The sequence below is a fragment of the Myxococcus sp. SDU36 genome (genome assembly GCF_030168875.1).
GTDB lineage: Bacteria > Myxococcota > Myxococcia > Myxococcales > Myxococcaceae > Myxococcus > Myxococcus vastator.
On the sequence record NZ_CP077414.1, the window covers coordinates 3,171,448 to 3,184,099 of the forward strand.

General features: G+C 71.0%; 9 protein-coding genes. 4 read left to right on the forward strand and 5 right to left on the reverse strand.

The window, feature by feature from the left end; all coding sequences use genetic code 11:
• Position 1 precedes the first annotated feature (1 nt).
• Genes KGD87_RS12225 through KGD87_RS12240 form a run of 4 tightly spaced genes read right to left on the reverse strand, consistent with a single transcriptional unit; the run spans position 2 to position 7,959 of the window.
• Positions 2 to 2,719 (reverse strand): TonB-dependent receptor plug domain-containing protein, encoded by a 2,718-nt coding sequence (locus KGD87_RS12225; RefSeq protein ID WP_284667623.1) that lies wholly within the window; start codon positions 2,717 to 2,719, stop codon positions 2 to 4.
• 22 nt (positions 2,720 to 2,741) lie between these two features.
• Entirely contained in the window at positions 2,742 to 3,662 is a 921-nt protein-coding gene (locus KGD87_RS12230; RefSeq protein WP_284667624.1) for a PhnD/SsuA/transferrin family substrate-binding protein, read from the reverse strand.
• The gene (locus KGD87_RS12235) at positions 3,659 to 6,160 is read right to left on the reverse strand and encodes a tetratricopeptide repeat protein (protein WP_284667626.1); all 2,502 of its coding nucleotides are present in this window, start codon (positions 6,158 to 6,160) and stop codon (positions 3,659 to 3,661) included. The genes KGD87_RS12230 and KGD87_RS12235 overlap by 4 nt, the downstream gene beginning before the upstream one ends.
• A 23-nt stretch (positions 6,161 to 6,183) precedes the next feature.
• On the reverse strand, positions 6,184 to 7,959 hold the full coding sequence (locus KGD87_RS12240; protein WP_284667627.1) for a PP2C family protein-serine/threonine phosphatase: 1,776 nt from the start codon (positions 7,957 to 7,959) through the stop codon (positions 6,184 to 6,186).
• A gap of 263 nt (positions 7,960 to 8,222) precedes the next feature.
• On the opposite strand from KGD87_RS12240, the gene KGD87_RS12245 reads away from it, so the two are divergent.
• The 4 genes from KGD87_RS12245 (at position 8,223) to KGD87_RS12260 (ending at position 12,140) form a co-directional block, all read left to right on the forward strand.
• A complete protein-coding gene (locus tag KGD87_RS12245; RefSeq protein ID WP_284667628.1) occupies positions 8,223 to 9,332 on the forward strand; it encodes a M50 family metallopeptidase in 1,110 nt (369 codons plus the stop codon).
• A gap of 125 nt (positions 9,333 to 9,457) precedes the next feature.
• A complete protein-coding gene (locus KGD87_RS12250) occupies positions 9,458 to 10,468 on the forward strand; it encodes a thiamine pyrophosphate-dependent dehydrogenase E1 component subunit alpha (RefSeq protein ID WP_284667629.1) in 1,011 nt (336 codons plus the stop codon).
• Positions 10,469 to 10,471: 3 nt separating this feature from the next.
• Complete coding sequence (locus tag KGD87_RS12255) at positions 10,472 to 11,530, forward strand: alpha-ketoacid dehydrogenase subunit beta (protein WP_284667630.1); 1,059 nt, start codon at positions 10,472 to 10,474, stop codon at positions 11,528 to 11,530.
• Between the two features lie 208 nt (positions 11,531 to 11,738).
• Positions 11,739 to 12,140 carry a GNAT family N-acetyltransferase gene (locus KGD87_RS12260; RefSeq protein WP_284667631.1) on the forward strand — a complete coding sequence of 134 codons (402 nt, stop codon included), beginning with the start codon at positions 11,739 to 11,741 and terminating at the stop codon, positions 12,138 to 12,140.
• A gap of 28 nt (positions 12,141 to 12,168) precedes the next feature.
• On the opposite strand, the gene KGD87_RS12265 is transcribed toward KGD87_RS12260, so the two are convergent.
• Positions 12,169 to 12,534: a TIGR02266 family protein gene (locus KGD87_RS12265; RefSeq protein WP_240358134.1), complete on the reverse strand. Its 366-nt coding sequence runs from the start codon at positions 12,532 to 12,534 to the stop codon at positions 12,169 to 12,171.
• Between the last annotated feature and the right edge of the window lie 118 nt (positions 12,535 to 12,652).

The following is a 12,652-nucleotide window of genomic DNA, read 5'->3' on the forward strand; positions in this document are numbered from 1 at the left end:
GCTAGTATCGAACCTTGACTTCGCTGAAGAACGACTGGGGCGGTGCCGGGAAGCCGTGGGATTCCTCGTACTGCGCATTGAAGAGGTTGGAGCCGAGGAACGACACGGAGATGCCGTCGTAGACGTTGAAGCCCACGCGCGCGCTGGCCGTGACGTAGCTGGGCAGTTGCACGCGGATGGTGGGCAGGCCCGTCGTCTCGTCCACCTCGAAGCCCGGGTCATAACGTGAGCCCACCAGCAGCGCGTACAGCTCCACGAAGGCCACCTTGCCGATGTTCGTCCGGCCCCGCGCGTAGATGCGGTGGGCCGGCGCGTAGTCCAGCGGCGACTGCGGGCCGTCGTCGTACGGCAGCGATTTGGCGTTGAGGAACTGGTACGCGATGTCGAAGGACGAGTTGATGGACGGAATCTGCGCGGCCGCTTCCAGTTCGAAGCCCGCCACCCGCGCGTCGCCCAGGTTCTGGAACTGCGACACCGAGCCGAAGACGAGCTGCTGGTTGATGAAGTTCTTCGCCAGATTGTAGAAGCCCGTACCCGTCAGGCGCACCCTCCTGTCGAAGGGCCAGAAATCCACCGATGCCTCGATGGTGTCCAGCGTCTCCGCGCGCAGGTTGGAGTTGCCCACCAGTGTGGCCGCGTACATCTGCTGGTTGATGGCCAGTTCCGCCAACGTGGGCGCACGGAAGGCGCGGCCGTAGTTGGTGCGCAGCGTCAGCAGCTCCGGCACCGCGTGGAACACGACGCTGGCGCGCGGGGAAATCTGGTCCGTGCGGTTCTGCCAGACGTTCTCCGGAATCTGGTAGCGGTCGTAGCGGGCGCCCGCGCCGAACACCAGCCGGTCGAAGAGGCGGTACTCCGCGTCCACGAAGCCGCCCAGGATGGTCTGCCGCGTGTCGTCCATGCTCAGCTCGGGCAGGACGTTGGGCACGTTGACGGCGTCCGCCTTCAAGTCACCACCGAAGGTGACGTTGAGGTCGCCCACCGTCCACAGCGCGCGCGCCTCGCCGCCCAGCCGGCGCCGCTTGCCCAGCGCGCGGGTGGGGTCGCCACCGAAGGCGTTCTCCATCAGCACGTCGCGGCGCTTGAAGAAGCCGTAGGCCTGGCCGAAGAGGCGCAGGTTGTCGGTGACTTGCTGGTCCACCTGCGCGGACGCGTTGAAGTTCTGCACCGACTCGGAGTCGTTCGGCGTGTAGTGGCAGCGGCCGCAGTTGCCCACGGTGGAGATGTGCGTGCCACCCGGGCGGCCAATCTCCGCGTCGGTGAAGTCCGCGTCCAGCGCCAGGGGCCCGATGCGCACCTTGCCGTTGACCTGGTGCACCAGCGAGTCCTGGTTGGTGTCCACCCGGCCCACGCGCGGATCGTTGAAGAGCTGCGGGCCGTCCGAGCCGAAGCCGTAGTAGCCCAGCAGGGCCTCCACCGGGCCGCCACGGCCGGCCACGGTGCCGTGCAGGCGCCACGTCTGGTCCTGGCCCGCCAGCACCCGGGCCTCGGCGCCCACGTCCTTGCCCTTCTCGATGAGGTCCGACGGCTGGCGCTGGATGATGTTGATGACGCCGCTGAAGGCGTTGGAGCCGTACAGCGAGGAGCCCGGGCCGCGGATGACCTCCACCTGCTTGAGGTTGGTGAGCGGCGTGGTTTCGTCCGCGTAGAACTGGCCCGTCCACGGGTCCGTCAGCGGACGGCCGTCCTGGAGCAGCAGCAGGCGGTTGGACAGGTAGTTGGAGCCCAGGCCGCGCGCGCTCACCGCCGCCTTGCGCATGGAGCCCCGGCGGCACTCCATGCCGGGGAAGTACTGGATGGCCTCACACAGCGTGAACTGGCCAGTGCCCTCCAGCTCATCGGCCGGAATCCAGGACACCGTGAGGGGCACGTCGGAGATGCGCTGGTTGCGCTTGCCGGCGGTCGTCACCACCGCCTCGCTCAGCACGCGGTTGACGGACTCCTCCAGCGCGTCGGCGCCGCCCAGCGGATCCCCGTCCAGGCCCGCGAGCCCGGAGGGTGGAGGCAGGGGCCGGTTCATGGCCGGCTCGGCGAAGGGCGCGGTGATGGGGACGTTCGACGCCGGCTCGGGTCGCGCGGTGGCCGGCGGGGGATTCGTCGGCGCGTCCGGCGGAATGAAGTCCGTGCTCACCGGCGGTGGAGGCATGGGCAGCGGCTCGGCCGTCAGCGGCGTGGCCGGCGCCAGGGGCGCGGCGGGCGCCAGGGCCGGCGGGGGCGGCTCCTCCGTGGAGGGCCCGCCACCCAGGACGGGAATCTCCGGCTCGTCCGCCGGGTCCTCCGCGTCCTCGACGGGCGGCGGCACGGCCTTCTTCGGCTTCTTCGCCGTCCGGGCGGCGGGGCGCGCGGGCTTCACCACCCGCTTCCGGCGCTTCACCTTGGCGGGAGCCTCCGCCTGCGCGACCTCCTGCGCTGTCGCGCTGGAAGGGACGACGAGGGACAGCACGCACAGCATGATGGACAGAGGCAGGCCGGCGCGCAGAGCGCGGCGTCCGGCAACCGCCTTCGCCGCGCCTTGCCGCGGCTCACCGAACACAGTCGAGTGCATCGTTCTCACATCCAGGGGTGGAGCATGGACACCCGAGGTCCTGTACGTACGATCTGGAGACGGGCTCGGCGCCAGCACTTGCGTCCGGGGGAACGCGGTTTCTCGGCTGAACACCAACGCCATCATTTTCAAGCTACCCCAGAGCCCACGCCGGGCCAAGTCGTTGGCTCTCATTCTCTAGAAACTCGGGAAAGTATCAGTCGTCTGGCTGTTCCGCGGAGACAGCGAGGTCTCCGACGAAGGACGGCAGCGCGGGGCCCAGCTCCTCCGAGCGCACCAGCACCTCGGCCTCTACGTGAAGTTCCGCCCCCTCTGCCAGCACGGGCTGGCGCCGCGGCGGGCCGCGCGTGACGAGGTTTCGGAACTCATCGAAGGTCTTGTCCTGGAGCCGCGCGAAGGCATCAAAGGGCGCCACCGCGCCCACCTTCCCCAGCGCGCCGGTGAGCTCGGCCTCGTGGTTTCGCAGGTCCACCAGCACGGCGCCCGGCACCCGGCCACTGCGGAAGAGGACGCGCACGTCCTTGCCCTTGGGCACATGCGCCAGCGGGACGAGCGCCGCCTCCGCGCCCTTGGCCTCCAGCATCTTCAGCGCGGACTCCACGTTCGGCACGGGGGCCAGCTTGAAGTGCTTCTTGGCGTCCAGGTCGCCACCGAGCACGACGTGGGTGACGAACTTCGGGTCCGCCGGGCCCGCGCCCTTCACGTGCGCCAGGCGCTTGCCGGCGAGGTCCTTCACCACGCCGCGCTGCATCGCGACAATGGCCCAGCGCTGCTGCGTGTCACCCGCGCGCGAGGCCCAGGCCACCGGCTTCGCCTTCGCGCCCAGTTGCACGGCGGCCCACGCATCCACGACGGCGAAGTCCACCAACCCACCCGCCACCGCGCGAGAGAAGTCCTCGTAGCGGCCGAAGCTCTTGGCGGCCACGGGCGTGTCCAGAAGCTCCGTCAGCCGGGCGGCCAGGGCCTCCGCGTATTCGAAGCGCTCCTGGCCATCCGCGAGCGTGGTGGCGAGGAACACCCCCAGCGTGGCCTTCTTCGGCGCCGCGAGCGCGGTGCTGGCCGTCAGGGTGCAGGCCAGCACGAGGCCCGCAAGGAGGAAGCGAGGTGAGGTCTTCATGGGGTCTCCTCCACGGTGGCGCCGGCGGGCTCGGACAGGCCGTGCAGGCTCTGCAGGCGTTCCTTCCACTCGCGCACCTGCGCCATGCGCGGGCCGCTGCCGCCGGCCAGGTAGCGGCGCCAGGCCTCCACGGCCTCGCCCGCGTCCTTGCGGCGCTCCTGTGCGTCGATGCCCAGGTTCAGCGCGGCCACCGGCACGCCCGACTCCAGCCGGCGCCACGTCTCCACGGCGTTCGTCGTGCGGCCCTTGCGCCATTCGACGCAGGCCAGGTTGTGCTGCACCTGCGGGTTCTCCGGGTCGCCGGCGAGCGCGGCCTTGAAGGCCTTCTCCGCCACCCGCATGTTGCCGGCGTTGTACGCCAGCGACGCCTCGCGCCGGTGGAGCGCGCCCGTCATCGCCGTCAGCCACCGGGGCTGGCCGGGCATCGGCTTCTTCGCCGCCGCGGCCAGCTGCCTGCGCGCGGCGGGCACCTGCCCCTTCTTGTAGAGCACGAAGGCGGTGGCCAGCGCGCGCGTGTTGGGCCAGGCCCAGGGCTGCATGGGGGTGAGGGCCCTGGCGATGGCGGCGCTCGCCTCCGCGTGCCGTCCCGACTCCGCGCGCGCCAGGCCGCGGACGAACTGGGCCAGCCGCGCCAGCTCCTTGCGGTTGCCCGTGCCCAGCTTGTCCACCAGCTCCAAATCGCGCTCCGCGGCCTCGGCGTCTCCGGCCTCCAGGCGCGCCAGCGCCCGGCGCACCAGGACGCGAGGGAGGTTGGCGCCCGCCACCTGCGCCGCGGCGCGAGACGGGCCCACCGCGGTGAGGCGCTGCACCGCCGCGTCCACCTGCCCCAGCTCCACCTCGGCCAGCGCGGCGCCGACGGAGGCCTCCGCCTGTTCGTCGGGCTCCTCCGTCTGGGCGCCCGCGCGGGTGAAGGCCTCCAACGCCGCCTGGGCGTCATTCGTGGCCAGCCGCGCGTACCCCAGCAGCAGGCTGTCACGCCACGCGGCGCCGGGCAGCGTCGCGCCCTGCTCCATCACCTTGCGCGCGTCCGCGTAGGCGCGCGTCTCCAGCAGCGCGGCGCCCAGCCGGCGGGCCATGGGGGCGCCGCGGTCCAAATCGTAGGCGCGGCGCAAATCCCGGACGGCGTCCTCCAGCCGTCCCGTGCCCGCCCTGTCCCGCGCCCGGTGCGCCAGGGCCCGGGCCAGCCACTGCTTCGCCCCGGCGTGCTCCGGCTCCACCTGCAGCGCGTTGGCGTAGTCCTCGATGGCCTGGTCCCACTGGCCGGTGGCGAAGTGGTCCGCGCCCAGCAGCACGTGGCCCAGGGCGTGGCGCGGCGCCAGCTCCACCACGCGCCGGTGCACCTCCACCGCGCGCTGGAAGCGGCCCGCGCGCCGGTTCACCGAGCCCAGGTTGGCCCACAGCTCCACGCTGTTGGCCCCCGAGCGCACCGCGGCCTCCAGGAACTGGATGGCCTCCTCGTGCCGGCCCTGGGCCTGGAGCGCCTTGCCCACCGCCATCTGCCCCAGCACCAGGCCCGGCTGGAGCTGGAGCACCTTGCGGTACTCCGCCTCCGCGGCGGCCGCGTTCTTCTGGGCGAAGCGCACGTCCCCCAACAGCAGGTGCGCGGCGGGGGAGCTGCCCAGCTTCACCACCGCCTGGGCCTGCGCGTCCGCCCTGGCGACGTCGCCCGCGCCCAGGTACAGGCGCGCCAGCTTCTCCCGCGCGTCGCCCGCCTGCGGGAAGCGCGTGGTGACGCCCTCCAGCAGCGTGCGCGCCTCCACCCCCTTGCCCTCCAGCTCCAGCACCTGCGCCAGGCCCAGCTGCACCGACGGCGACTCCGGCTTCCCCGCCTGGGCCTGCTGGAAGGACGCGCGCGCCGCCGCGGCATCCCGGCGCAGCACGTGCGCGCGGCCCAGCAGCTCGTGAATCTGGAAGTCGTTGGGCGCCAGGGCCTGGGGGCGCAGCGCCAGGTAGCGCTTCAGCCGCGTGGCCGCCGCGTCTCCCTGCTGGAGGTAGAGGTAGTAGCTGGCCAGGTAGTAGTGGACGATGAGGTGCTCGGCCTTGTCGGCCGTGGCCACCTGCTCCATCAACGGCACGGCCTCCGGGAAGCGGCGCAGCTTGAAGTACGCCACGCTCACCGGATAGGCCAGGGCCAGCTCGGCGGGGTTCGCCGTCAGCACCGGCTGCACCCGGTCCACGGTGCGCTGCCAGTCATTCAGCGCGTTGGCGCTGGCGCCCAGGCCGGCGGCGGCGGCCACGGAGCCGGGCTCGGCGGTCAGCGCCTGTTCGAAGAGGGCCAGGGCCTTGCGGTGCTTCTCCTCGGCCTCCTTCTTGTCGCCCGAGGCGCTGGCGGCGCTGGCGGCCACCTGCGCCGCCTCGCCGTCCCGCACCAGCCGTTGGGCTTCGGACATGGGCGGCGGGCGGTACTGCGCCAGCGCGGGCGGGCCGCACAGGGTGGTCAGCAGCGCGAGCGCCGGCGTGAGACGGCGCGACCGGGGATGTCGTGGGGAGCGTCGCATGCGTGTGGGGTCCCGAAAGGAAGTCAGGCGGCGGGGCTGAACTCGGCCACGACCACGGTGATGTCGTCGCGCTGCGGCTGGCCGGCGCTGAAGGCTCGAGCGTCCGCCAGCACCGCGTCACGCAGCGCCTCCGCGGACAGGTGGGCATGCGCCTGGACGGCGGCGGCCAGACGCTGGGTGCCGTAGAGCTTGCCCGCGCCGTCGCGCGCCTCGGTGAGGCCGTCCGTGTACCAGACCACCACGTCCCCTGGGCGCAGCTGGGCCTGGCGCGAGGTGAACTGGGAGTCGACGGAGGCGCCCAGCAGCGGGCCGCGCGCGGGCAGCGACGCAATCTGGCCGCTGCGCTTGTTGAACACCAGCGGGCTGGGGTGCGCGCCCGCCGCGTAGTCGATGTAGCCGTTGGACACGTCGATGACGGCCAGCGCGCTGGACATCTGGTGCTCACCTCGGCCCACGTTGGCCAGTGTCACGTTGAGGGCGGTGATGAGCATCTGCGCGTTGACCTGCGACGGCTCGCGCAGCGTCATCGCCGAGGCGAAGCCACTGGTGGCGCTGGTGGCCACCAGCGATGTGGACAGGCCGTGGCCCGTCACGTCGCCAATGCCAATGACGATGCGCCGGTCATCCAGGGCCGCCCGGAACCACCAGTCGCCACCGCACGCGTCCGCGGTGACGGCCAGGCCGGCGATGCGCAGCGGCCCCACCTGCACGCCCTCGCGCCCCGGCAGCAGCGTCTCCTGCACGGTGCGCGCGAGCGACACCTCGCGCTCCAGCTGCGCCTTGGCGCGCACGTCCTCCAGCAGCACCTTGATGCGCTCGGCCATGTGGTTGAACACCACGCCCAGCGTCACCACCTCGCGGCCCGCGCCCTGCGCCGTTCCCGCCCGCGCGCCCAGGTTGCCGGAGGCCAGCTGCATCACCTTGCCCGTCAACATGCCCAGCGGCCGGGTGATGCGGCGGCTCTGGTAGGCCACCAGCACGCCCGCCAGCACCACGAAGCCGAAGCCCAGCCCCAGCATGCGCAGCGTGGTGGCGCGCACCGTGGCGCGCTTGTCCTGCTCCAGCGACTCCAGCTGCTTCTGCAGCCCGCCCAGCGAGTAGCTGATGACGACCAGCCCCTTGCCGCTGCTGGAGCCGTAGTCGATGGGCTCCTGGATTTCGGAGATGGGCTGCCCCCGGTAGAAGGCGCTCACCAGCCGGCGCTCGGCGCGGCGGACCGGGGCGGCGTCCTCCTTGTCCTCGCTGGCGCCTTCGCTGTCCGCCATCCGCACCCCGTCCGGGTCGAAAATCTGCACCCGGAGGATGTTGGGGTTCGTCTTGACGATGGAGCCCGCCACCTCTTCCAGGAAGGCGTAGTTGTTGTCGCGCAGGTTGGTGGCGGAGGTGAGCGCGATGGTCTGCCCCACCGTCTGGCCCAGCTCGCGCGCCTGCTCCTGGATGCGCTCCTTGGAGACGAGCGCCGTCTCCTCGAACTGGGACTTGGTGGAGGCCACCGACAGCGCCGCCAGCAAGCCCACGATGAGCACCACCAGGAGGCCCGTGGTGAGCAGGAGAATCTGGTCCAGCCGCAGGCCCTTGATCTGGGCCACGTTGGGCAGCTCGCCCGCCTCCAGCGGCGCGATGAGGGTGCGGGTGCCCCCCTCCGCCAGGCCCAGGGGGCCCGTCAGGCGCGTGGCGGTGGACTCCCGCGCGCCGGTGGCTTCCTGGGTGCCGGTCCGCTCGGACGGCGGGAGCGCGGCGTCGTCCGGAGACTCGTCGGACGCGGGCGCGGACTTCAGTCGCGTATTCGTACTGGACAAGGGCGGGCCGGGGTGGGGACGCGCGGGGGCGCGAGGGAAACAGGGGTGTGTCGAGACTCTATCTCACTTCTCGTGCTTCGCGAGGCCCCGTCCCCACATCCACGCCGCGCCGGGGAAGACGCCTCGGCCGGCATGTCACTGAAGCCATGTCACGCCACGGTCATGGCCCTGGATGGAGCCCCGCGTCATGGACCCGGGGTACGCCGCGCCCCACCTCATCGACCCGGGCGCGGCGCGGGCCTGCCCGTTACAGTCGGAGGTCCATGCGGCCCCACTTCCACGTGGCCGGCTTTCCCGTCCGGCTCCATCCGCTCTTCTTCCTCGTCGCCTTGGCGACGGGCTGGACGCTCATCTCCGAACCCGCGCGGCTCGCGCTGTGGGTGGGCATCGTCTTCGTGTCGGTGCTGCTCCATGAGCTGGGGCATGCGCTGGCCTACCGCCGCTACGGCTGCGCCGCCGAAATCGAGCTGCACGGCATGGGCGGCACCACGCAGGCGCACGACGCCGCGCACCTCACCCACCCGCAGTCGGCCTTCGTGAGCTTCGCCGGGCCGGGCATCGGCTTCCTGACGGGCGGGCTCGTCTGGGGCCTGTCGCAGCTGGTTCCCCTGGGTGCGCCGGGCGGCCTGGTGGACCAGGGCGTGCGGCAGTTCCTGTGGGTCAACATCGGCTGGGGGCTCTTCAACCTGCTCCCCATGCAGCCGCTGGATGGTGGCCACCTGCTGGCGGACCTGGTGCGCGCCCGCGGCGGCTACCGCCATGAGCGGGCGGTGCTCGGCGTGGGCATCGCCACGGCGGTGGGGGTGCTGGGGCTGGCCCTCTGGGCGAAGCAGCTGTGGATTGGGATGATGGCGCTGATGCTGGGGATGATGAACCTCGAGCAGCTCCGCCGCACGCCGAAGGAGCCCCCCGCCGAGCCGCGGTTCGCCTTCCCCCGCGGGGTCCGCAAGACGCGCAAGCACCAGCAGACAACGGCGGGCGCCGACTCCATCCAGCGGCTGATGGACGAGCTACGAGAAACGCCGCGCCCCCCGGACGCGGAGGATGAGCTGGAGGGCCCTCACGACCCGGCCCTGGTGGGCGAGCTGCTCCTGGACAGCGGCCTGCCGGAGCTGGCCGTGGGCTCGCTCCAGTCCGCCTTCACGCAGGCGCCCCTGCCACGCACCGGCCATGCCCTGGTGCTGGCGCTGCTGCGCACCGGGCGGCTCCAGGAGCTGGCCTCGCTGCTGGACAGCTCACACGCCCGGCAACTGTCCGAGGACACCCTGTCCCTCATCTCCGAGCACGCCGGGACGGCCACGGAGGCCACACTCACCGAGCGGATTACCGCGCTGCGGCACGGGCGGACTCCTGCCACGGATGAGCCCCGCTGATTGCCGCGCCGCGCCAGAAGGTGCTCTCCGCCAGACGTCCCGACAGACAACCCATCAACTGCCTTGAGCGGGAGGCACCCATCCGGGTTATAGGGGCGTCCCCTCCAGCCAGAGGAAGGTCGCGCGTGTCTCGTCCCCGACTCATCAAAGAATCCTCAGAAGCGTCCGCGCCGCTCGAGCGGGAGCTGCTGGTCCGCCTCCATGACCTCATGGTGAAGACGCGCGTCCTCGAGGAGCGCCTCATCCAGATGTACAAGCAGGGCCACGGGTACTTCTGGATTGGCGGCCCCGGCGAGGAGGCGTTCAATGTCTCCCTGGGCCTGCTCATGAAGAAGGGCCAGGGCCCTGACTTCGACTATCTGCATGCGCACTACCGGCAGTCCGGCACCCTGCTCGCGATGGGTGAGGAGCCCATCGGCTCCCTGCGGCAGATGAAGAACACGGCCACGGACCCGTATTCGGGCGGCCGCAACTTCGCGGGCCACTACTCCGCCCGGAGGCTCAACGTGGCGCCGGTGTCCTCGCCCATCGAGGTCCAGTACGCCATCGCCCCGGGCACGGCCATGGTGCAGAAGCGCCACGGCGGTGAGGGCATCACCATCGTCACCGGTGGCGACGCCGGCACGGCCGAGGGCGACTTCGCCTCGTGCCTGGTGTGGAGCAGCCGCCCCGCCAACCCGCTGCCCCTCCTCATCATCGTCACCAACAACAAGTGGGGCATCTCCACGTCGGCGGAGGGCCAGCACGGCGAGCAGCGCATCAGCGACCGCGGCAAGGCCTTTGGCATCCGCAGCAAGACCATCAACGGCAACGACGCCGTGGAGGCCTACACCGAGCTGCGCGAGGCCATGGCCTACGTGCGCACGGAGCGCAAGCCGTTCCTCCTGGAGGCCAACGTGTCGCGCCTCTACGGCCATTCGTCCGCGTCCGGCGCCAACTACGTGGGCAACGAGGTCGACTGCCTCAAGGACTTCGAGGCGAAGCTGGAGAAGGACGGCGTCCTGACGCGAGAGCAGATGGACGCGCTGCGCAACGGCTACACCGAGGAGATGGCCGCCGCCGCCCGGCTGGTGCGCGACGAGCCACAGCCCGACCCGGAATCCATCTGGAAGCACATCTACGCGGAGGACAAGTAACCCATGGCGAACATGGCACAGGCCATCCGCATGGCCCTGCACTACGCCGAGGAGCACCTGGGCGTCACCGACATCTTCGGCGAGGACGTGGGCGCCCCGCTGGGCGGCGTCTTCACCTGCACGCAGGGCCTGAAGACGACGTGGAACACGCCCCTGGACGAGCGCGGCATCATCGGCGCGGCCATGGGCATCGCCATGGCGGGCGGTCGGCCGGTGGCGGAGATCCAGTTCTGCGACTACGTCTACAACACCATCGACCTGCTGAAGCTGGCGGGCAACACCAGCTGGTCCACCTTCGGTGACTGGCACCTGCCCATGGTGGTGCGCACGCCGGTGGGCAGCGGCATCCGCGGCTCCATCTACCACTCGCACTCGTTCGACGCGACGATGACCCACATCGCCGGGTGGAAGGTGGTCATGCCCTCCACGCCGCTGGACGCGTACGGGCTGCTCATCACCGCGTGCCAGGAGAAGAACCCCGTCATGTTCCTGGAGCCCAAGGCGCTCTTGCGCGTGAAGGGCGAGGAGCGGATTCCGGGCGAGCCGGATGACGACCGCGCGCTGTCGAAGCTCATCGACGCGCCCCTGGGAGACCGCTCCCAGTGGAAGCCGCAGTGGCCCGCGGGCCTGGAGGCGTACGCGGTGCCCTTCGGAAAGGGCAAGGTTGTCCGCGAGGGCACGCAGCTCACCGTGGTGAGCTACGGCCGCACCCTGCCCCTGTGCGCGAAGGCCGCGGAGACGCTGGCCGCGGACGGCATCAGCGCGGAGGTCATCGACCTGCGCTCGCTGTGGCCGTACGACTGGGAGCTCATCAAGGCCTCCGTCCAGAAGACGGGCCGCGTCCTCTTCGTCAACGAGGACACCGAGGTGACGAACTTCGGCGAGCACCTGGTGCGCCGCACGGTGGAGGAGCTGTTCTACTCGCTGCTGGCGCCGCCCCGGCTGCTGGCCGGCAAGTTCCTGCCGGGCATCGGCCTGTCGGACGCGCTGGAGATGGCGTCGGTGCCCCAGCTGGGGGACATCACCACCGCCATCCGCTCGCTCGCGGGCGAGCAACCGTAAGCGCAGCACCCACAATCCCCTGCTCGTGAGTCCCTTGTCTCACGGGAGAAGCACCCTGGGCCGCCGTTCCTCTTTGGAGGGATGGCGGCCCATTCGTTAGACTCCGGAGGCCTTGTCACAGCCAATCGTCCGGACAGTCACTCCCGTCGCTGGTGCCGATGCGCCGGCCTTCCGTATCCGCCGCGCCCGCCGGGGTGACGCCGAAGCCATGGCGTCGCTCCTCAAGGAGCTGGGCTACCCCCTGGGGACGGACCAGCAGACGGTCCACTGGGTCGTCAGCCATCCGGAGATTGAAATCTTCGTGGCCGGCGACCCGCAGGACCGGCCCGTGGGCATGGTGTCCTTCTCCCACCGGCCCCAGCTCCGGCTGCGCGGACGCGTGGCCACCATCGACGAGCTGGTGGTGACGGAGACCTGGCGCCGCCGCGGCGTGGGCCGCGCGCTCATCCGGCAGATTCTGGAGCGCTGCAAGGTGCTGAGCGCGAAGCAGCTCCAGCTCGTCTCGCCGATGACGACGGCGCCGGAGACGCGCAACTTCTACACGGCGTGTGGCTTCTCCGAAATCGACTCGGGCGTGTTCCGCCACGTCGATACGGAATCCCAGCGCTAGGCAAGCGCCGGGGGCCGCCCCCCGGCCGCTACCGCTTGATGCTGTCCACCACGCGCTGAAGCCGGGCACGGTCCTCGTCGCTCAGGTCCGTGAAGCGCACGCCAATGGCCTCGGCCTCGTCGCGCACCCAGGCGATGACGCCGGTGATGTGGAACTCCTCACCTTCAATCGCCATGGACAGCCGGACGTGGGAGCCCACGTCATAGGACTTCCGCGTCAGCAAACACAGGCCACCCGCGGAGATGTTGATGGAGTACGCGCGCAGCGCCCGCGCCGCGTCCTGCGTCTGGTTGAAGCGCACCTCGAACCGCGCCGCCACACGCTCATCCGCCCGCCGGTTCGCGTATGCGGCTGGATCCCCGTTCTCCATGTCATCCGCCGCCTTGGTTGTCATACGCACCCGTTAGCCCCCACGTTCGACGTTGCTGGCGAACACCACGCTGCTTTCCACACCCACGGTTCCCCAGCCCGCGCGTCCGCCAAGTGTCCGCTGCTTTCCACGCCTGATTCAA